General features: G+C 71.0%; 17 protein-coding genes and 1 pseudogene. 7 read left to right on the forward strand and 11 right to left on the reverse strand.

The window, feature by feature from the left end; translation table 11 throughout:
• Positions 1-81: 81 nt before the first annotated feature.
• From ACWD35_RS19050 to ACWD35_RS19070, 5 genes and pseudogenes are all read right to left on the reverse strand, one after another.
• The gene (locus ACWD35_RS19050; RefSeq protein WP_451352573.1) at positions 82-3,387 is read right to left on the reverse strand and encodes a S8 family peptidase; all 3,306 of its coding nucleotides are present in this window, start codon (positions 3,385-3,387) and stop codon (positions 82-84) included.
• A gap of 387 nt (positions 3,388-3,774) precedes the next feature.
• Positions 3,775-4,116 carry a zinc ribbon domain-containing protein gene (locus ACWD35_RS19055; RefSeq protein WP_451352574.1) on the reverse strand — a complete coding sequence of 114 codons (342 nt, stop codon included), beginning with the start codon at positions 4,114-4,116 and terminating at the stop codon, positions 3,775-3,777.
• Positions 4,117-4,231: 115 nt separating this feature from the next.
• Positions 4,232-4,549, reverse strand: a pseudogene (locus ACWD35_RS19060) (RNA-guided endonuclease TnpB family protein); the annotation flags it as partial.
• Positions 4,550-4,884: 335 nt separating this feature from the next.
• Positions 4,885-6,132, reverse strand: coding sequence for a L,D-transpeptidase (locus ACWD35_RS19065; RefSeq protein ID WP_451352418.1), 1,248 nt, complete (start codon positions 6,130-6,132; stop codon positions 4,885-4,887).
• 214 nt (positions 6,133-6,346) lie between these two features.
• Entirely contained in the window at positions 6,347-6,691 is a 345-nt protein-coding gene (locus tag ACWD35_RS19070) for a hypothetical protein (RefSeq protein WP_451352419.1), read from the reverse strand.
• 109 nt (positions 6,692-6,800) lie between these two features.
• Here ACWD35_RS19070 and ACWD35_RS19075 point away from each other — a divergent pair, with 109 nt between their 5' ends.
• Positions 6,801-7,127, forward strand: a complete 327-nt coding sequence (locus ACWD35_RS19075) for an LPXTG cell wall anchor domain-containing protein (RefSeq protein ID WP_451352420.1) — start codon at positions 6,801-6,803, stop codon at positions 7,125-7,127.
• Positions 7,128-7,233: 106 nt separating this feature from the next.
• Here the strand turns inward: ACWD35_RS19075 and hutH are convergent, their stop codons facing one another.
• The 3 genes from hutH to ACWD35_RS19090 form a co-directional block, all read right to left on the reverse strand.
• Positions 7,234-8,772: a histidine ammonia-lyase gene (hutH, locus tag ACWD35_RS19080; RefSeq protein ID WP_451352575.1), complete on the reverse strand. Its 1,539-nt coding sequence runs from the start codon at positions 8,770-8,772 to the stop codon at positions 7,234-7,236.
• A 148-nt stretch (positions 8,773-8,920) separates the two neighbouring features.
• Positions 8,921-10,063 (reverse strand): diguanylate cyclase domain-containing protein, encoded by a 1,143-nt coding sequence (locus ACWD35_RS19085; RefSeq protein ID WP_451352421.1) that lies wholly within the window; start codon positions 10,061-10,063, stop codon positions 8,921-8,923.
• A 79-nt stretch (positions 10,064-10,142) separates the two neighbouring features.
• Positions 10,143-10,937, reverse strand: coding sequence for an enoyl-CoA hydratase/isomerase family protein (locus ACWD35_RS19090; RefSeq protein ID WP_451352422.1), 795 nt, complete (start codon positions 10,935-10,937; stop codon positions 10,143-10,145).
• 201 nt (positions 10,938-11,138) lie between these two features.
• On the opposite strand from ACWD35_RS19090, the gene ACWD35_RS19095 reads away from it, so the two are divergent.
• The gene (locus ACWD35_RS19095) at positions 11,139-11,759 is read left to right on the forward strand and encodes a hypothetical protein (protein WP_451352423.1); all 621 of its coding nucleotides are present in this window, start codon (positions 11,139-11,141) and stop codon (positions 11,757-11,759) included.
• A gap of 7 nt (positions 11,760-11,766) precedes the next feature.
• Here ACWD35_RS19095 and ACWD35_RS19100 read toward each other — a convergent pair whose 3' ends face one another.
• Together ACWD35_RS19100 and ACWD35_RS19105 are read right to left on the reverse strand one after the other, a co-directional pair.
• Complete coding sequence (locus tag ACWD35_RS19100; RefSeq protein WP_451352424.1) at positions 11,767-12,873, reverse strand: adenylate/guanylate cyclase domain-containing protein; 1,107 nt, start codon at positions 12,871-12,873, stop codon at positions 11,767-11,769.
• 263 nt (positions 12,874-13,136) lie between these two features.
• Entirely contained in the window at positions 13,137-13,997 is an 861-nt protein-coding gene (locus ACWD35_RS19105; RefSeq protein ID WP_451352425.1) for a biotin--[acetyl-CoA-carboxylase] ligase, read from the reverse strand.
• Between the two features lie 111 nt (positions 13,998-14,108).
• Between ACWD35_RS19105 and ACWD35_RS19110 the strand changes: the two genes are divergently transcribed.
• From ACWD35_RS19110 to ACWD35_RS19125, 4 genes are read left to right on the forward strand one after another with little or no spacing between them, the layout of a single operon-like run.
• Complete coding sequence (locus ACWD35_RS19110; RefSeq protein ID WP_451352426.1) at positions 14,109-15,704, forward strand: acyl-CoA carboxylase subunit beta; 1,596 nt, start codon at positions 14,109-14,111, stop codon at positions 15,702-15,704.
• 42 nt (positions 15,705-15,746) lie between these two features.
• Positions 15,747-15,956 carry an acyl-CoA carboxylase epsilon subunit gene (locus ACWD35_RS19115; protein WP_451352427.1) on the forward strand — a complete coding sequence of 70 codons (210 nt, stop codon included), beginning with the start codon at positions 15,747-15,749 and terminating at the stop codon, positions 15,954-15,956.
• Between the two features lie 47 nt (positions 15,957-16,003).
• The gene (gene mmpB / locus ACWD35_RS19120) at positions 16,004-16,132 is read left to right on the forward strand and encodes a morphogenic membrane protein MmpB (protein ID WP_451352428.1); all 129 of its coding nucleotides are present in this window, start codon (positions 16,004-16,006) and stop codon (positions 16,130-16,132) included.
• Between the two features lie 26 nt (positions 16,133-16,158).
• Positions 16,159-16,776 (forward strand): Maf family protein, encoded by a 618-nt coding sequence (locus ACWD35_RS19125; protein ID WP_451352429.1) that lies wholly within the window; start codon positions 16,159-16,161, stop codon positions 16,774-16,776.
• Here ACWD35_RS19125 and ACWD35_RS19130 read toward each other — a convergent pair.
• On the reverse strand, positions 16,748-17,356 hold the full coding sequence (locus ACWD35_RS19130) for a hypothetical protein (RefSeq protein WP_451352430.1): 609 nt from the start codon (positions 17,354-17,356) through the stop codon (positions 16,748-16,750). The two genes, ACWD35_RS19125 and ACWD35_RS19130, sit on opposite strands and share 29 nt — an antisense overlap.
• A gap of 375 nt (positions 17,357-17,731) precedes the next feature.
• On the opposite strand from ACWD35_RS19130, the gene ACWD35_RS19135 reads away from it, so the two are divergent.
• Positions 17,732-19,504, forward strand: coding sequence for an acetyl/propionyl/methylcrotonyl-CoA carboxylase subunit alpha (locus tag ACWD35_RS19135; protein ID WP_451352431.1), 1,773 nt, complete (start codon positions 17,732-17,734; stop codon positions 19,502-19,504).
• Positions 19,505-19,575: the final 71 nt, after the last annotated feature.

A 19,575-nucleotide genomic window follows, 5' to 3' on the forward strand; every position in this document is an offset into this window, starting at 1 on the left:
AAACACGAACGGCCCACCGGAAGCTGCCCCTCCGGCGGGCCGTTCGCTCACGGCCTACTCAGGCCACGCGGGTACGGCGGCTCACTTGCCGTAGTACGCGTCGTGGATCGTGATCGTCGACGTGTTGCCCTGCTTGTCGACGATCTTGGCGCGGAAGGAGATGGACTTGCCCTTCGCGGGGTTCTTCACGGTGACCTTCTCGCCGCCGCGGACCTCGACCTTCTTCCAGGTCTTGCCGTCGTAGGAGACGTACAGCGCCAGCGACTTCAGGTTGTCGCCCGCGGCCGAGCCCTCCACGGTGACCGGGAAGCTGACCGTCTTTCCGGCCTCGACGCGGCTGTCCAGGCCGGTCGCGGCGCCGAAGTGCAGGGCGGAGGCGGGGAGCTTGGCGGAGCTGGTGGCCGGCTTCCTGGAGCGGAAGGTCCAGGTGGCGTCGATCCGCGAGGAGGCCGCCGCGACCTTCGCCGAGCGCTTGACCGAGGTGGTCAGCTTGTAGGCGGCGTCACCGGACGGGACCTTGAAGGACTTCTCGCCGAACAGCGGGTCGTCGTTGGAGCCGACCTTGACGCCGTCGCGGTACAGGGTGGTGGTCACCGAGGTGAACTCCGAGTACCCGGCGTGCTTGGCGGAGTCGGCGAACAGCGGCAGCGAGCCGGAGATCTCGTTGCCGTAGCGGTACAGACCGAGGCCGGCGCCCAGGTGCGGGCCGAAGACCGCGGTGTTGACCGTCTTCGTGTAGGTCTCACCGGCCTTGAAGACCTGGTCGCCGAGCGCGTATCCCGCCTCGGTGACCGGGAAGCCGTCCTGGTCGGCGCCGCCGGCCTGCTCGAACTCCAGCCCCCAGCTCACCCCGCCCCGGGCGGACAGGTGCAGGGTACGGGTGCCGGGCAGCGTCTGCTGGATGCCGATGGAGGAGGCGCCGGAGCTGCCGGGCAGCCACCCGACCGCGCCGACGGAGCCCTTCTTGCCGCTCGCGGCGGCACCCATGCGGACCTTGACGGTGGCCAGGTCGCCCGCCTTGAAGTGCTTGGTGTAGCCGGTGGCGAGCTGGGTGACCGGACCGCCACTGGTGACGTCGTACTCCTCGGCCGTGCCCTTGGTCCAGTGGCCGTCCCACTGCTGGAACAGCGAACCGGCGGGCAGCTGCGGGCCCAGGTGGGCGGAGCGGAAGTTCTTGTACGAGTCCAGGAACCAGCCGTAGCCGTACTGGTTGTTGCCGATCGTGACGTCGTACTCAGGCGCGTCGAACTCGGACTTGAGGTGCGTGGCCGGGACGGTGATGTCCACCGGCTTGGCCTTGCGCGCGTCGATCGTGATGGTCTGCTTCTTGCCGATGGTCAGCTTCGGCTGGGCGATCCAGTCGGTGCCCTTGGCGGCGTCGGCCGGGTCCACGAAGACGGAGCTGTTGAGGATGTACGTGCCCTTGGGCGCGCGCACCTTCACCGTGCCGGACGGGTCGTACGGGTTCAGGTCGGTGCCGTTCGCCAGGCCGGCGACGCCGTTCAGGTCGGCGTTGTAGAACTTGGCCGGCTTGCCGTCACGGCCGACGAACTTCAGCGTGACGTCGTACGACTCCACCTCGCGCTGCACCGCGGCGGCCGTGCGGACGCTCTGCCCGCCGCCGGTCGCGGTCACGTACGCCGAGTACGCGCCGTCGAGGGTGCCGCCCAGCTTGGTGTTGACCGTGAGCTTGACGGACGCCTTGCCGTGCGCCGGGACGGTCACCTTGGTCGCGCCGAGCTTGAAGAAGCCCGCCGGAGCCGCCTGGCCCTTGGGGTTCTTGGCGGTGGCCGCGAGGTCGAGGGTGACGGGCTCGGCGCCGAGGTTGCGGTACGTCACCTTCTTGGTGACCGGCTTGTCGTCGGTGTGCGGCCACGCCTGCGTGCCGAAGCTCACCGAGACCGGGTCGGCGACCACGGACTGCTTGATGGCCTTGTCGACCGCGATACGGCCCGAGCCCTGCTCGAACGGCGTGTAGTCGCCGCCCTTCGCGGAGCCGGTGAGGGCGCCCTTCAGCTCGGCGTAGCCCCAGTCGGGGTGCTCCTGCTTCAGGATCGCGGCGGCGCCCGCGACGTGCGGGGTGGCCATCGAGGTGCCGGAGATGGTCAGGTAACCCTCGGGCTTCTCACCGACCTCCTTGTCGATGACGCTGCCCTTGGCCGCGGCGGCCGTGATGTCCACGCCGGGCGCGGTGACGTCCGGCTTGATCGCGCCGTCGCCGACCCGCGGTCCGGTGGAGGAGAATTCGGCCAGCTTGTCCTTCTTGTCGACGGCGCCGACGGTGAGCGCGGCGTCCGCGCTGCCCGGCGAACCGATCGACTGGGGGCCCTCGTTGCCCGCGGCGATCGCGAACAGGACGCCCTTCTCGGCGGAGAGCTTGTTGACCTCGGCCTCGAGCGGGTCGATGCCGGGCGAGTCGTAGCCGCCGAGGCTCAGGTTGATGACGGAGGCGCCCTGGTCGGCCGCCCACTCCATGCCCGCGAGGATGCCGGAGTCGTCGCCGGAGCCGGTGTCGTCCAGGACCTTGCCGTTGAGGAGCTTGGCGTCCGGGGCCACGCCCTTGTACTTGCCGCCCGACTTGGCGCCGGTGCCCGCCACGATGGAGGCGACGTGGGTGCCGTGGCCGAAGTGGTCCGTGGCGTCGGCGGCGTGGGTGAAGTTCTTGGACGCGATCACCTGGTCCTTGAGGTCCGGGTGGCTGGTGTCCACGCCCGTGTCGAGGACCGCGACCTTCACGCCCTTGCCGGTGTAGCCGGCCGCCCATGCGGTGGGGGCGCCGATCTGCGGCACGGACTGGTCGAGGGCGGCCTTGCGGACGCCGTCGAGCCAGACGTGGGCGATGCCGGAGGCGGCCTGGTCTCCGTGGGTGACGGCGTGCCACAGCTCGGCGGTGTCCTTGGCCGGGGTCTGCACGGCGTCCGCGTTCAGCGCCTTGAGGCTGCGGCGCAGGGTGCCCGCGCCGCGGACGCCGGCCTTGGCCGCCTCGGCGGCACCGCGGTACTCGACGATGACCTTCAGGCCGTTCTGCTGAGCCCTGCGGGTGGCGGCCTTGTTCAGCTCGGTGATGTCGAACAGCCGCTGGTCCAGCCTGCCGGAGGCGAGCAGGTGGGCCGCGTCGGCGGGGACGACCAGGGTGTGCCCCTCGGCCTTGCGGACCTGGAAGGGTATGTGCTCGCGGCCCTTGGCCCGTTCCAGGCCGACGACCCGGCCCTTGGCGTCGAGGGCGACGCGGTCGCCGGTGATCAGCGTGACGTGGTGCGTGGCGGTGTGCGCGGAGGCAGCGGCAAGGGCGCGCTGCTCGGGCTTCGCCGACGCGGGGGTGGTCATGCCCGCCGCGAGGGCGACGGCTGCGGCGGTGGCCACGGTGGCCGCAGCTGCTCTCTTCACTTGTGTGCGCAAGTTCTCCCCCTGGAGATGGCGTACCAGGCGAATTCCCCTTCACCCGGCCGGAGGTGGTCTCGTGCACATGTGCGACACCCCCCGGATCACAAAGTATGCCGGGGGGCTGTTCGTGCGGATGAATTCCGTTACACAACCGGGAGGTTACGAGCCAACGTTCTCCGTCAGCTCGTCGGCAACGTTTCCGACGGCAGATGTTCGAGGCGTTCGCCGAGTCCGACGGATTTCAGCGCCTCCGTGGCGAGTTCGCGCCTCAGGTAGGTCACCTTCTCAGCCGTGAACGCCCGAGCCTGTGCACTCGGTCGTTCACACCTTGTCGCGCTCCCGACTGTCCCCTACGGCAGGACGGTCACGGGTCGCATCTCCCAGCTCCGGCTAGGCCGGTGACGGGACGGGCATGGTGACGAATACCCACGCCGAGCGTGCGCGGTCGCGCACGTTGACCCCGGCGACGTGGTCGGCTGAGCCAGCGAGCCCGCACCGACGACAGCGGAAACGGTCCCGGTCAGGCCGGTTGGCCCGACCGGTGTGGCCGCAGCGCGGGCAGCGCTGCGAGGTATGGCGCGCGTCCACCTCCAAGAACGGCACCCCGACCTTGCGTGCCTTGTAGGCGAGGTGCTGTCCGAGCTGGTGGAAAGGCCAGGAGGAGAGGGTGCCCCGCTGGTCGCGGCGAAGCCGTACCCGCTCGCGGATCCCGCCGAGTTCCTCGACGGCGATCCCTCGACCGGTGCTCCCCCACTGCCTTCAGGGCGTGGGAGGTACCCCCAGCGACGGACACAATCTCCTTGCTGATCCGGTGGTTCACCTGCGTGGCATGACGCTTCTCCTTCCGCGCACGGCGCGCGAGGCGGCGGGTGGCCGAACGGGTCTGCTTCTGCTGGAGTTCGGCGCGTTTGCGGGCCTGCCAACGCCGGTACCGGCCCAGACCACGGCCCTGGTGATTGCTGCCGTCGGACGTGGTGGCCAGGTTGACGATGCCCCGGTCCACCCCGATCCAGTCGACCGGCTCATACGGCTCGGGATCCGGGATGTCGCAGGTGGCGATCAGGAACCACTTCCCGCCCCTCGACACCAGGTCGCTCTCGCCCTTGCGGTACTGCACGAGAGTCTTGAACTGGTCCGGTGAACAGGCGAACCGCACCCCCTTCATCCGCCCGTCCACCGTCCAGATCGACACGGTGCGCGCGTCGTACTGCCAGGACAGGCAACGGTCGTCGAACGGCTGCGCCGCCTCCAGACGGAAGACAATCGGGGTGCCGGTGGCCTTGCGGTACCGCCTCGACGTGGGCGGGCCCAGGTTCCCGGCCTGCAGGTTGGCCTTCAGAGCCGCGTAGGCGTCGACCACCTTCTTCACCACCCGCACCGCCGGCTGAGCCGACAGCCCGAACACCGACTTCAGGGAGAAGGCCAGGGCCGGCCCGACAAAGCCCCGGAAACACCGATGCCGCCCCTGGGGGCGGCATCGGAGAAGCTGTGGACGGCCTGTCAGACGGCCGAACCGGCCTTCCACTGCGTCCAGTCCATGTTCCAGCCGTTCAGGCCGTTGTCCGGAGAGACGGTCTTGTCGCCGGTGTTCTGGACGACCACGACGTCACCGACGAGCGAGTGGCCGTAGAACCAGGCGGCCGGCATGTTCGCGTCGCCCGCGCCCTTCTTGTCCTGCAGGCCGACGCAGCCGTGGCTGGTGTTGACGCTGCCGAACACCGAGGGGGCACCCCAGTAGTTGCCGTGGATGAAGGTGCCGGAGTTGGTCAGGCGCATGGCGTGCGGCACGTCCTTGATGTCGTACTCGCCCTTGCCGTCGTCGTCGGTGAAGCCGACCGTGGCGCCGTTCATGCGGGTCTCCTTGAACTTCTCCGAGATCACCATCTGACCCTCGTACGTGGTGTGCTCGGGGGCGCCGGCGGAGATCGGGATGGTCCGGATGACCTTGCCGTCCTGCGTGACCTTCATCTGCTTGGTCTTCGCGTCGACGTAGGAGACCTGGTTGCGGCCGATGTGGAAGGTGACCGTCTTCTGCTGCACGCCGTAGACACCGGAGGCGCCCTCGACACCGTCGAGCGCCAGCTTCAGCGTGACGGTGGAGCCCCCCTTCCAGTAGGTCTCGGGGCGGCAGTCCATGCGGTTGGCGTTGAACCAGTGGCAGGCGACCTCCTGGCCGCTGCTGGAGGTGACCGTGACGCCCTTCTGCACGGCCGCCTTGTTGGTGATCGCCTTGTTGAAGTTGATCGACACGGGCATACCCACGCCGACGGTGGAACCGTCCTCCGGCGTGAAGTTGCCTATGAAGCTGTTGGCCGGGGAGACCGTGGTGAAGGAGGCGTTCTCGTGGGCTATGCGGCCCGCGGAGTCCTTGGCCTCGGCGGCGAGCTTGTAGGTGGTGGACCGCTCCAGCTGGACGCTGGGCTTCCAGCTCAGCTTGTCGGCGGAGAGCTGACCGGCGACGGCCTTGCCGTCCTCGGTGGTCATCGTGACGCCCGTGAGCGTACCCTTACTGACCGTCACGGCAGCCGAGTTGTTGATGGAGGTGTTGTTCGAGCCGTCCTTCGGCGTGATCGTGATCTGCGCCTCGGACGACTTCTTGGCCGCTGCCTCGTCGACCTTGGCCTGAGAGGTGTCGCCGTTGTCGGCGGCCTTGGCGTCACCGCCGCCGGAACAGCCCGTGAGCACGAGCACGCCACCGAGCAGTGCGGACGCGGTCATCAGACCCTTGCGCCGCATACTGTCCGTCATCACAAGCTTCTCCATCGTTGCCGATCCGCGAAATCCCCGAGAGTCCCCGTTACGAGCCATCAACGCTAAGGACGTTTCGTCCCTTTCCACACCCCTTTGTGGGGCACACCACGCCTCAGTCCGGCGGGTGGCGCAGGAGTGGTCCGTGTAGTGCCCGAGACGACGAAACCCCGGACGGCGGTTGCCGTCCGGGGTGACAGGTGCCCCGTGACGCTCAGCCGATGCCGTCTTCTTCGTCGTCGTCCTCCCCATCATCCTCGTCCCGCTCCCAGTCGGGCGCATCGGGGTCGTACTCGATGTGCTCGCTGGACCAGGACGCCTGCTGGAGTTCCAGTCCGGGCACCTCGCTGACCAGGTCGAACGGGTCCACGAGATAGGCGAGGGCCTCCGCGGTGTCCTCCGTCACAGCGGTCTCCGCGTGCGCCCGCTCCTCCTCGGGCACCTCGGGATCGGCGGCGAGCCTGCGCAGTGCCGCCTTGGTCACCTCGTCCGCGTCCTGCACTTCGAGGACCAGCTCCACACGAAGCCGTACAAACTGTGCTGTCTCTTCGACGTTCATGGCGCGAGCGTACGACTGAAACCTCCCGTGACTTTCCCGTGACCCGCGACTTTCACTAACATCACCTCACACGGCCAATTCACCAGCGTCACAAGGGGATCGATATTCCGTGTCATCCGCTCGCCGCCCGCTGCTGACCGCCACCGCCGCCGGCACCCTGCTGTGCGCCCTGTGGTTCGTCCCCTCCGCCAACGCGTCGCAGGACGACCCGGCGAGAGCTGTGGTGACGGAAGTCGCGTCGACACAGGTCACCCAGCAGGCCAAGGCAGTGTCGACGGTGACCGCCGAGGCCGCCGGAACCGCCACCGACGGAGCCGAACTCGCCGACACCGGAAGCTTCGACACCACCCCGTACGTCGTCGGCGGCACCGCCTTCCTCGCCCTGGGAGCCGGCTTCGTGGCGTATTCGGTACGCCGGGAACGCCTGGGTTTTTAGTCCCACTTGTGCCGGTCGTCAAGGCGCAGGCGGCCAGGCCGAAGTGAAGCAGGAACAGACGAAGGGGCCCCGCGCGCGGCGGGGCCCCTCTCCTTGTGCGGGGACGTTACTGCAGCGGGCCGGTGACCGACTCCGCCGCGGTGACGAGGTGTCCGCCGCGCACGAAGGCGTCGGCGGCGGCCAGGTCGGGGGCCAGGAAGCGGTCCGGGCCGGGGCCCTGCACGCCGGCGGCGCGCGTGGCCGCGATGACGGCCTGGGAGGCGGGCGCCGGGGTGAGTCCCTCGCGCAGCTCGATGGCGCGCGTGGCGGCGTACAGCTCGATGGCGACGACCCGGGTGAGGTTGTCGACGGCGGTGCGCAGCTTGCGCGCGGCCGACCAGCCCATGGACACGTGGTCCTCCTGCATGGCGGAGGACGGGATGGAGTCCGCGGAGGCCGGTACGGCGAGCCGCTTCAGCTCGCTGACCAGCGCGGCCTGCGTGTACTGGGCGATCATCAGGCCGGAGTCGACACCCGCGTCGTCGGCGAGGAACGGCGGCAGGCCGTGGCTGCGGTTCTTGTCCAGCAGCCGGTCGGTGCGACGCTCGGCGATGGAGCCGAGGTCGGCGGCGGCGATGGCGAGGAAGTCCAGGACGTACGCGACGGGGGCGCCGTGGAAGTTGCCGTTCGACTCGACGCGGCCGTCCGGCAGGACGACGGGGTTGTCGACGGCGGAGGCCAGCTCACGCTCGGCGACGGTCCGGGCGTGGGCCATGGTGTCGCGGCCGGCGCCGGCGACCTGCGGGGCGCAGCGCACCGAGTAGGCGTCCTGGACGCGGGGCGCGTCGTCCTGGTGGTGCCCGGTGAGCTGGGAACCCTTCAGCACGGCCAGCATGTTGGCGGCCGAGGCGCCCTGTCCCGGGTGGGGACGGATGGCGTGCAGCTCGGGCGCGAGGACCTTGTCGGTGCCGAGCAGCGCCTCCAGCGTGAGGGCGGCGGTGACGTCGGCGGACTTGTACAGGGTGTCCAGGTCGGCGAGGGCCATGATCAGCATGCCGAGCATGCCGTCGGTGCCGTTGAGGAGGGCCAGGCCCTCCTTCTCGCGCAGCTCGACGGGCTGGATGCCGTGCTCGGCGAGCAGCTCGCCGGCGGGGCGTACGACGCCGTCGCGGCCCTCCGCGTCGCCCTCGCCCATGAGGGTCAGGGCGCAGTGGGAGAGCGGGGCCAGGTCGCCGGAGCAGCCGAGGGAGCCGTACTCGTGCACGACCGGGGTGATCCCGGCGTTGAGCACGTCGGCCATGGTCTGGGCGACCTCGGGCCGGACGCCGGTGTGCCCGGAGCAGACGGTCTTGAGCCGGAGGAACATCAGGGCGCGGACGACTTCCCGCTCCACCCGCGGGCCCATGCCGGCGGCGTGCGAACGGACGATGTTGCGCTGCAGCTGGGCGCGCAGTTCCTGGCTGATGTGCCGGGTCGCCAGGGCTCCGAAACCGGTGGAGACGCCGTAGACCGGGTCCGGCTTGGCCGCCAGCGCGTCCACGATCTCCCGGGCCGCCGTGAGTGCCGCGACCGCCTCAGCAGACAGCTCGACGCGGGCGCCGCCGCGCGCCACGGCGAGAACGTCGGACGCCGTGACACCGGACGTCCCCACCACCACAGTGTGCATATCCATATTCAGGAGCGTACGCATTGAATGCGGGGATGTCACTAGGGTGGATGTCACTAGTGGGGAACGGGAGTGCCCCTTACCGCCGGCGACAGGCATCTCATGCCTTCCGGCCTCGGACACCTCATGACTTCCGGCCACGAAGACCTCATGGCTGCCGGCCGCGGAACGTGCGCCGCTCGGCCTGCGCGGGCGTGGGCTCGTCCGCCAGCCGTAGGACCGGGTCGTCCGGGCCCTCGCGGCCCGCCACCACCGGCCGCCGCGCCCGCATCGCCTTCGCCCGGTACTGCGCGGCGTCCGCCAGCCGGAACAGCCGGCGCGCGGAGCGTACGGTGCCGATCGGATCCGCGGTCGAGGCGATACCGCACGCCACGCCCTCACCCAGCTCCAACTCGGCCGCCCGGCGGCACAGTTCCTCCGCCGCCTTGACGACGTCGTCGGCGGACGGGCCGACCGCGAGCAGACAGAACTCGTCCCCGCCGAGCCGCGCGGCGAGCGCGCCCGGCACCATCGCCCCGCACAGGGACAGCACCGAGCCGAAGCGTTCGAGGAGCCGGTCGCCGACGGCGTGGCCCTGGGTGTCGTTGACCCGCTTGAGCCCGTTGAGGTCACAGACGACCAGGCTGACGACCGCCCCTTCGGCACGGTGGCGCTCGACGGCCTCCTCCAGGCGCACGTCGACGGCACGCCGGTTGGCGAGCCCGGTCAGGGCGTCGGTGTACGCGAGCCTGCGGGCCTCCTCCAGCCGCTCGGTCTGCGCGATGCCCGCGGCGACGACGGCGGCCAGGACGGTGGCGAAGTCGGCGTCGGCCCGCTCGAACACGGGCTCGCCGACCGGGCGGGCGACGTACAGCTCGCCCCAGGCCCGGCCGTGCAGCACGACGGGCGCGACGACACAGCAGCCACGGCCGCGGCGGCGCAGGGCGGCGACGCGCCGGTGGTGGTACCCGGGGGTCCCGGCGGCGGTCCCCTCGGCGGTCTCCACCCACGCGTTGGGGCCGCCCCCGCCGGCCCACCGCTCGTGCAGGAACTCGGTGATCTCCGGGAACTGGTGCACCGGATAGGTCTCGGCCTCCGGGAACTCCTCCTCGTCCGGGCGCCGGTCCCCCACGTTCACGAGGACCCGCAGCCGCCCCAGCCCCCGCTCCCACACCGACAGCGCGGCGAAGCTCCCGTCCAGCGCCCGGCACGCACCGAGCGCGGCGGCCCGCCACGCCTCCCGCGGAGTGTGCGCCCCCGCCATCCACTGAGCCAGTGCCACGACGCCGGCGAGCCGCTTGTCCTCACCCATCACTCCAGGTTAGGGAGTAAATCAGACAAACGGGTGCATTGATGTGCAGCTGCGGACAGTCGTGCCGCAGAGCGGCCTACTACTCCCCCGGCCACTCCGGCTTCCGCTTCTCGTTGAACGCCGCCACGCCTTCCGCCCGGTCCCCCGAGAACGCCACCGAGCGCCACGCCGCGTCCTCGACCTCGAGGCCGGCCCGCAGGTCCAGCCCATGCCCCAGCCGCAGCGCCCGCTTGGCCGCGCGCAGGCCCACCGGCGAGTTCCCGGCGATCCGCTCACCCAGCGCCAGCGCCTCCTCGCGGTCCCGGCCCGCCTCCACCAGCTGGTCCACCAGGCCCAGCTCGCGCGCCTCCTCGGCCTCCAGCCGCCGCGCCGAGAAGATCAGCTCGGCCGCACGCGCCGCGCCGACCCGCCGCGGCAGCAGCTGCGTACCGCCGCCGCCCGGAATCACACCCACGGACACCTCCGGCAGCCCCACCACGGCCGTACGGTCGGCCACGATCAGGTCGCAGGACAGGGCCAGTTCGAAGCCGCCGCCCAGCGCGAAGCCGTGCACGGCCGCGATCGTCGGCATCGGCAGCTCCAGCACCCCGGTGTACGCACCGCGGGCGACCGGCCGCTGCCGCACCAGGTCCGCGTCGCTGAAGGAGTTCCGCTCCTTCAGGTCCGCGCCGACGCAGAAGGCCCGCTCGTGCGACGAGGTCAGGACGACGACCCGCGCGTCCCGGTCCGCGGCCAGCGCCGCGCACGCGCCCGCGATGGAGCGGGCCATCTCCGTCGAGACGGCGTTCATGGCCTTGGGCCGGTCCAGCACCAGCTCTGCCACGTGTCCGTGCCGCCGTACCAGCACGAACTCCCCGAACCGCTCCTCGCTCATGGCACCCTCCGGTTAACGCGGGTTAACTCACTGTCGGCCTGATCATCGCAGCCGTACCCCGCCCCGCGGAAGAGCCGCCCCTGTCGCCACCCCTACGCCCGTTCGAGTGACATCCCGCCCTTCTCACCCCACACCGCCCACGGCACCGCATAGCGTGCGCTGCGCCATGACGCGCCCCCGGCGCGCGGCGGGGAGGGAACCATGACACCGATACGCACAGGTGCACCGTCCACGGCCGAGTCCGACGTACGACGCGGGCGGCACCGCAAGCCCCGGCCCCGCAAGGTGCTGCTCGCCGCCGGGGGGCTCGCCCTGGCCGCGGGCGTGCTCAGCCTCGTGCGGGTCTCGCCGGAGTCCGGGGTCGGCGCCCCCGGCACCGCGGAGGCCGAGCCGCGGCTCGGGCCGGACGCCGGGGCCACGGACGGCTCGGCGAAGCCCGTCGCCACCGTCGCCGCCGGCCCCTCGGCCGTGCCCTCCGCGACCTCCGTCATGGGCGGCGTGAGCGCCGTACCGACGTCCCCGGACAGCACGCCGACCGCGCCCGGCGCCGCGCCCACGGCAGCGCCCGCCGGCAGCGCCGTACCGACCACCGCCCCGACCGCGGCCCAGCCCGCGCCGAGCACCACACCGCGGCCCCCTGCGACGACGTCCGCCCCGCGCCCGGCCCCGACGACTCCCGCCGCCACGCCGACGCCCGCCCCGGCCCCGAGCCACAGCACGGCCGCGCCCGACCCGGGCGACGTGTGCCTGCCGGTGCTCGGACTGTGCGTGGACCTGGACCTGCCGGTAAGCGCGAAGAAACAGAAGAAACAGCAGAAGTAGAGGGCGTCTACTGCTGCGCCTCGCGGCGCGCCAGCAGCCACGGTTCCACCACGCCGAGGCCACGGACCGGGCGCTGCCACATCGGCTGGAGTGCGAAGCGGTACGTCGGCGGCTCCTCGCCCTCCTTCTCCGCGGCTGCCGCCGCCTCGGCCGCCTCCGCCTCCGAGGCGGGCGCCTCACCGGTGCGGATCAGCTCCTCGGCGAAGGCGCTGTCGACGAGGACGGCGTCGCGCGGGGCTATGGACGTCAGGCGGGAGGCCAGGTTCACCGTCGTACCGAAGACATCGCCCATCCGGGTCGTCACCGTGCCGAAGGCCATGCCGACGCGCAGTTCCGGCATCGTCTCGTCGTTGGCCATCGTCTCGACCAGCCGCAGCGCGATGTCCGCGGCCGTCCCCGCGTCGTCCGCGGAGTACAGCACCTCGTCGCCGAGGGTCTTGATGAGCCGGCCGCCGCGCGCGGCCACCAGGTCGGCGGCGGTGGTCTCGAAGGCCTCGACCAGCTCGCCGAGTTCCTCCTCCTCCATCCGGCGGGTCAGCCGGGTGAACCCGACGAGGTCGGCGAAGCCGACGACGAGCCGCCGGTCCACCATCTCCTCGTCGTCCCCTGCCTGGACGACCCGCCCGGTCGCGGCGGCGAGCTGACGGCGCCAGACGTAGACGAGGAACTCCTCCAGCTCGGGCAGGAGCAGCTCGACCAGCGGGTACGTGACCTCCGTGCGGGTCATGCCGGGCTCGGGCGGCTCGGTCAGGCCCTCCAGGAAGGAATCGATCTGCCATTCGGCCAACCGGGCGGTGGTCTGCCCCGTGGACCGGGCCACCTGCACCGCCATGGCCTCGCTCAGCAGGCCCGCCTCGACCAGGCCGGCGAGCCGGCGCAGGGCCAGTACGTCGGCCTCGGTGAGGGCCTTGGCCTGGCCTATGTCCGCGAAGCCCATCGCCCGCCAGAACCGCGAGGCCAGCTCCATGGAGACGCCGGCGCTGCGCGCGGCCTGGAAAGGCGTGTAGCGCCGCTCGGCGCCCAGGATGAGCTGTTCGAGACGCAGGGCCAGCGGGTCCTCGCCGGTGTCGGCGGCGTCCGCGCCCGCGCCGGAGCCCGTGTCGTCGACGGTCACGCCTGCTGCCCTTCCGATCTGCCGCGGTCACGTATCGACCGGCCTCAACTCTACGGCAGGTGTGGGTTAGCTCACTCCCGGGAGGCGAGCGTCGCCTCAGGTGCACTCATCTGGGCCGAAGGGCCGCTCACGCAGGTCGCAAGCCGCACTCGCGCCGGTCGCGAGGGGCCGCGCGCACCGGTCGCAAAGGGCGGCTCACGAGAGTCACACGGTGGCGCACGCCGGTCGCACGGGTGCGCCCACGAGGGTCGCAAGGGGTGCGCTCACGCCGGGCGCAGGTGGACGATGTCGCCCGCCCCCACCGGCTCCTGCACCCCGTCCGCCGTGGCGATGACCAGCCGCCCGTCACTGTCGAGCGCGACGGCCTCCCCGACGACCGCCCGGCCCCCGGGCAGCTCGGCCCGTACCGAGCGGCCGAGCGTGGCGCAGCCCGCCGCGTACGTCTCCTGGAGGCCGCTCGCGGCCGGGTCGCCGCCCGCCGCGCGCCAGCGGCCGTACCAGGTCTCCAGTTCGCGCAGCATCGCCCGGAGCAGCGGGTCCCGGTCCGTGCTCACCGCGTCGGCCAGCACCAGCGAGCCCGCCTGCGGTACGGGCAGCTCCTCGGTGCGCAGGGTGACGTTGATGCCGACGCCGACGACGACGCCGTCCTCCCCGGCCCGCTCGGCGAGGATGCCCCCGGCCTTGCGTTCCTCGCCGCCGACGGTCACGAGCAGGTCGTTGGGCCACTTCAGTGCCGTGTCGACCCCGGCCGCCCGGGACAGGCCCGTCGCCACCGCGACGCCGGTGAGCAGCGGCAGCCAGCCCCAGCGGGCCACCGGCACCTCGGCCGGCTTCAGCAGGACGGAGAAGAACAGGCCCGAGCGGGCCGGTGCCGTCCACTGGCGGTCCAGCCGGCCCCGCCCGGCGGTCTGCTCCTCGGCGACCAGGACCGCACCCTCGCCCGCCTCACCGGCCCTGGCGCGGGCCACGAGGTCGGAGTTGGTGGAGCCGGTACGCGGAACCACGTCGAGCTGCGACCACAGGCTCCCCTCCCGCAGCAGGCCCCGGCGCAGTGCCGTGGCGTTCAGCGGAGGGCGGTCCAGATCGGACCAACGGTTGTCGTCTGCTGCATTGTGCGGCGTCATGCAAGTCACCCTAGGTGTGGGAAACGCCGCACTGCTGACCGGCAGGCGCGCCACTACTCTACGGCTGAGTAACCGTTCCCCCATTTGAGCAGGCAGGGAGCCGCGATCCCGATGTCCGAGCCGGTACAGATCGACATTCACACGACCGCGGGCAAGCTCGCGGATCTGGAGCGCCGTAACCACGAGGCGACGCACGCCGGCTCGGAACGCGCCGTAGAAAAGCAGCATGCCAAGGGCAAACTGACGGCCCGTGAGCGGATCGAGCTGCTGCTCGACGAAGGATCGTTCGTCGAGCTGGACGCGTTCGCGCAGCACCGCTCCACCAACTTCGGGCTGGAGAAGAACCGCCCGTACGGTGACGGCGTCGTCACCGGGTACGGGACCGTCGACGGGCGGCCCGTCGCCGTGTTCTCGCAGGACTTCACCGTCTTCGGCGGTGCCCTCGGCGAGATCTACGGCCAGAAGATCGTCAAGGTCATGGACTTCGCGCTGAAGACCGGCTGCCCGGTCATCGGCATCAACGACTCCGGTGGCGCCCGCATCCAGGAGGGTGTCGCCTCCCTCGGTGCCTACGGCGAGATCTTCCGCCGCAACACGCACGCCTCCGGTGTGATCCCGCAGATCAGCCTGGTCGTCGGACCCTGTGCGGGCGGTGCGGTGTACTCCCCCGCGATCACCGACTTCACGGTCATGGTCGACCAGACCTCGCACATGTTCATCACCGGGCCCGACGTCATCAAGACCGTCACCGGCGAGGACGTCGGCTTCGAGGAGCTGGGCGGCGCCCGCACCCACAACAGCACCTCGGGTGTGGCCCACCACATGGCGGGCGACGAGAAGGACGCCATCGAGTACGTCAAGCAGCTGCTGTCGTACCTGCCGTCCAACAACCTCTCCGAGGCGCCGGTGTTCCCGGAGGAGGCGGACCTCTCCCTCAGCGACGAGGACCGCGAGCTGGACACGCTGGTCCCGGACAGCGCGAACCAGCCGTACGACATGCACTCGGTCATCGAACACGTCCTGGACGACTCCGAGTTCTTCGAGACGCAGGCCCTGTTCGCGCCGAACATCCTCACCGGTTTCGGGCGGGTCGAGGGCCACCCGGTGGGTGTCGTCGCCAACCAGCCCATGCAGTTCGCGGGCTGCCTGGACATCGACGCGTCCGAGAAGGCCGCGCGCTTCGTGCGCACCTGCGACGCCTTCAACATCCCGGTGATCACCTTCGTCGACGTGCCCGGCTTCCTGCCCGGCGTCGACCAGGAGCACACCGGCATCATCCGGCGCGGCGCCAAGCTGATCTACGCCTACGCCGAGGCGACGGTCCCGCTGATCACGGTCATCACCCGCAAGGCCTTCGGCGGCGCCTACGACGTCATGGGCTCCAAGCACCTGGGCGCCGACCTCAACCTGGCCTGGCCGACCGCCCAGATCGCCGTCATGGGCGCGCAGGGCGCCGTCAACATCCTGCACCGCCGGACCCTCGCCGAGGCGGAGGCGACCGGGGAGGACGTGGAGGCCGTGCGCGCCCGGCTGATCCGGGAGTACGAGGACACTCTCCTCAACCCGTACGTGGCGGCCGAGCGCGGTTACATCGACGCGGTGATCATGCCGTCCGACACCCGCTCCCACATCGTCCGCGGCCTGCGTCAGCTGCGCACCAAGCGGGAATCCCTGCCCCCGAAGAAGCACGGCAACATCCCGCTCTAGCCCTGGCCCCGGCCGATCGAGAGGATCGAGGAGAAAGCCGTCATGACGATCAAGGTCGTACGAGGCAATCCCACCCCGGAGGAGCTGGCCGCCGCCCTGGCGGTGGTCCGCGCCCGCGCCGCGGCGGCAGCGGTGACGCCGTCCGGCGCGACAGGACCGCGCGACGCGTGGTCCGACCCGTCCCGCATCGCCGCGGCCCACCTGCCGAAGCCGGGCCCGGCGTCGTGGACGCGCACTTACTGGCCAAGCTGAGTACGCGTACTCAGGCACTCGCAGCTCCCTCCGGCCACGCTGGAGGGATGCTGTGGTCAGACCCCGAGAACGAGCCCCCCGAAGAACTGCGCGACATGCAGGAGATGCTGCGGCGGCTCGGCCTCCTCATGGCTCTGGCCATGGTGCTGACGATGATCGTGATCGGCCTGAGGTAGCGCAGCGACACCGCTAACCTGGCGGCATGACTGCTAAGCCCCGCAGGCGCCTCGTCCTCGCCTCCGCGTCCCCCGCCCGGCTGGGCCTGCTCCGGCAGGCCGGACTCACCCCCGAGGTGATCGTCAGCGGGGTCGACGAGGACGCCGTCACCGCGCCCACCCCGGCGGAGCTGGCGCTCGCCCTGGCCGAGGCGAAGGCCTCCGTCGTGGCGGCCAAGCCGGAGGTGCAGGGCGCCCTGGTGATCGGCTGCGACTCCGTGCTGGAGCTGGAGGGCCAGGCGCTCGGCAAGCCCGCCGACGCCGAGGAGGCCACCGCCCGCTGGAAGTCGATGCGCGGGCGGGCGGGGACCCTTCAGACGGGGCACTGCATCTGGGACACGACGGCCAAGCGGTTCGTCGCCGGGGTCGCCTCCACCGTCGTCCGCTTCGGCGAGCCCTCCGACGAGGAGATCGCCGCGTACGTGGCCTCCGGCGAACCCCTCTACGTCGCCGGGGCGTTCACCCTGGACGGCCTTTCGGCGCCGTTCATCGAGGGCATCGACGGCGACCACGGCAACGTGATCGGTATCAGCCTGCCCCTCGTACGGCGCCTGCTGGCCGAACTGGGGATCGGCATCACGGAGTTGTGGGCACCAGCTGAGTGACCTGCTCGGGAACGACCTGGGGCGGGACCGAGTCCTGCGGCTCGTCGTCCCCGTCCTGGGGTTCACCCGTACGGCCCTCCGGCTCGCCCGCCCCGCTGGGGGCCGCGGCCGGCGGGACCGGCTCGGTCTCGGCCTTCGGGTCGCCGCCCGCGCCCGGGGCACCGCCGGAGGCGGCCTGTTCCGGGCCGGCCGTGCGGTCGTACGTCACCAGGAGCAGCACTATCAGCCCGAGGACGACGACCATGAACAGGAACGCCGTCCAGCCGACCAGGCCCCAGGCGAACGCGCCGAGCAGGCCGTGCACCACCGCCATGCTGATCAGCAGGATGCGCCCGAAGCCGGCGGGCGCGCGGTCGCGTATCGCGACCAGGACGGCCACCAGGGCGCACAGCGCGAAGTAGAGGCCGAAGACGACTCCACCGACCTTCGAGGACGTCGACATGACGTCAGGGTCGAGGCCGGCCAGCGACATCCTCTGCCGGTCCACGACCACTCCGAGGAACCAGTTCAGAGCGGCGATGCCGAGGGCCTCCGCCAAGAGGACGACCGCCACGGCCAACGCCACCGGTCTGCGCACCACCGGCCCCCACCCACTTTCGACCTCAGCCCAAGCAGAGCTGCTGTTACCTGAAGTACGTTCGAGTCATCGCGAACGCTACTAACGGGTAAACCCAGGGACAAGGGTCTGTACCGCAGCAAAGAATCGTTGGGCCATTCGTAGGGACTCGACAAAGAAACCGAGTGGGGCGCAGCACGCTCTCACAGAGACCTTGGCCACATGACAGGGCTAGGGTTTTCCGGAGGAGTCCTGCGTACCGAGGTACGACAAGGACTTTCGCAGGTCGAGCGGGCCTCGAATCACACTCCGTGTGGGCAAGCTCACCATTGGGGATGGGTCGATGCGCCGTGTCGGCAGTCCCTAAACTCGGCTTGTTTCAAGGAGGGAGCCTCAATCGTGCGCAAGGTGCTCATCGCCAACCGTGGCGAAATCGCTGTCCGCGTTGCCCGGGCCTGCCGGGACGCCGGGATCGCGAGCGTGGCCGTCTACGCCGACCCGGACCGGGACGCTCTGCACGTCCGGGCCGCGGATGAGGCGTTCGCCCTGGGCGGTGACACTCCGGCCACCAGTTACCTGGACATCGAGAAGGTCCTGAACGCCGCGCGCGAATCCGGCGCGGACGCCATCCACCCCGGCTACGGCTTCCTCTCCGAGAATGCCGACTTCGCGCAGGCGGTGCTGGATGCGGGCCTGATCTGGATCGGCCCGCCGCCGCAGGCCATCCGCGACCTGGGTGACAAGGTCGCCGCGCGTCACATCGCGCAGCGCGCGGGCGCCCCGCTCGTCGCCGGTACGCCCGACCCGGTCTCCGGCGCCGACGAGGTCGTCGCCTTCGCGGAGCAGCACGGCCTGCCCATCGCCATCAAGGCCGCCTTCGGTGGCGGTGGCCGCGGCCTGAAGGTCGCCCGGACCCTCGAAGAGGTCCCGGAGCTCTACGAGTCCGCGGTGCGCGAGGCGGTCGCCGCCTTCGGCCGTGGCGAGTGCTTCGTCGAGCGTTACCTGGACCGTCCGCGCCACGTGGAGACCCAGTGCCTCGCCGACAAGCACGGCAACGTGGTCGTCGTCTCCACCCGTGACTGCTCGCTGCAGCGCCGCCACCAGAAGCTGGTCGAGGAGGCCCCGGCGCCGTTCCTGAGCGACGAGCAGGTCGCCGAGCTGTACCGCGCCTCCAAGGCCATCCTGAAGGAGGCCCACTACGAGGGCGCCGGCACCTGTGAGTTCCTGGTCGGCCAGGACGGCACGATCTCCTTCCTGGAGGTCAACACGCGTCTCCAGGTGGAGCACCCGGTGACCGAGGAGATCACCGGCATCGACCTGGTCCGCGAGATGTTCCGCATCGCCGACGGCGAGGAACTCGGCTACGACGACCCGGCGCTGCGCGGTCACTCCTTCGAGTTCCGCATCAACGGCGAGGACCCGGGCCGCAACTTCCTCCCAGCCCCTGGCACGGTGACGAAGTTCGACCCGCCGGCCGGCCCCGGTGTCCGCCTGGACGCGGGCGTGGAGTCCGGCTCGGTCATCGGCCCGGCCTGGGACTCGCTGCTCGCCAAGCTGATCGTCACCGGCCGCACCCGCAAGGAGGCCCTGGAGCGGGCCGCCCGCGCCCTGGAGGAGTTCCAGGTCGAGGGCATGGCCACGGCGATCCCCTTCCATCGCGCGGTGGTCAGGGACCCGGCGTTCGCCCCCGAGCTGACCGGCTCCGAGGACCCCTTCTCGGTCCACACCCGCTGGATCGAGACGGAGTTCGTCAACGAGATCAAGCCGTTCACCGCTCCCGCCGACGCCGAGGCGGAGGAGGAGACGGGCCGTGAGACGGTCGTCGTCGAGGTCGGCGGCAAGCGCCTCGAGGTCTCCCTCCCGTCCTCCCTGGGCATGAGCCTGGCCCGCACGGGCCTCGCGGCGGGCGCCAAGCCGAAGCGCCGCGCGGCCAAGAAGTCCGGCCCGGTGGCGTCCGGCGACACCCTCGCCTCCCCGATGCAGGGCACGATCGTCAAGGTCGCGGTCGAGGAGGGCCAGGAGGTCAAGGAGGGCGAGCTGGTCGTCGTCCTGGAGGCCATGAAGATGGAGCAGCCCCTCAACGCCCACAAGGCGGGCACCATCAAGGGCCTGACCGCCGAGGTCGGCGCGTCGGTCACGTCCGGCGCGGCGATCTGCGAGATCAAGGACTGACGGAACCTTCTACGACACGCCCGGTGGACCTCTACGGTCGGCCGGGCGTTTCGTTTTCACCACAGGCAAGC

The sequence above is a fragment of the Streptomyces sp. NPDC002671 genome (assembly GCF_053592475.1).

Excerpts from the sequence above, each read along its gene's own strand:
- ACWD35_RS19065 (WP_451352418.1), bottom strand. The coding sequence starts at position 6,132 with ATGACGGACAGTATGCGGCGCAAGGGTCTGATGACCGCGTCCGCACTG.
- ACWD35_RS19070 (WP_451352419.1), bottom strand. The coding sequence starts at position 6,691 with ATGAACGTCGAAGAGACAGCACAGTTTGTACGGCTTCGTGTGGAGCTG.
- hutH (WP_451352575.1), bottom strand. The coding sequence starts at position 8,772 with ATGCACACTGTGGTGGTGGGGACGTCCGGTGTCACGGCGTCCGACGTT.
- ACWD35_RS19085 (WP_451352421.1), bottom strand. The coding sequence starts at position 10,063 with ATGGGTGAGGACAAGCGGCTCGCCGGCGTCGTGGCACTGGCTCAGTGG.
- ACWD35_RS19090 (WP_451352422.1), bottom strand. The coding sequence starts at position 10,937 with ATGAGCGAGGAGCGGTTCGGGGAGTTCGTGCTGGTACGGCGGCACGGA.
- ACWD35_RS19095 (WP_451352423.1), top strand. The coding sequence starts at position 11,139 with ATGACACCGATACGCACAGGTGCACCGTCCACGGCCGAGTCCGACGTA.
- ACWD35_RS19105 (WP_451352425.1), bottom strand. The coding sequence starts at position 13,997 with ATGACGCCGCACAATGCAGCAGACGACAACCGTTGGTCCGATCTGGAC.
- ACWD35_RS19110 (WP_451352426.1), top strand. The coding sequence starts at position 14,109 with ATGTCCGAGCCGGTACAGATCGACATTCACACGACCGCGGGCAAGCTC.
- ACWD35_RS19115 (WP_451352427.1), top strand. The coding sequence starts at position 15,747 with ATGACGATCAAGGTCGTACGAGGCAATCCCACCCCGGAGGAGCTGGCC.
- mmpB (WP_451352428.1), top strand. The coding sequence starts at position 16,004 with ATGCTGTGGTCAGACCCCGAGAACGAGCCCCCCGAAGAACTGCGCGAC.
- ACWD35_RS19125 (WP_451352429.1), top strand. The coding sequence starts at position 16,159 with ATGACTGCTAAGCCCCGCAGGCGCCTCGTCCTCGCCTCCGCGTCCCCC.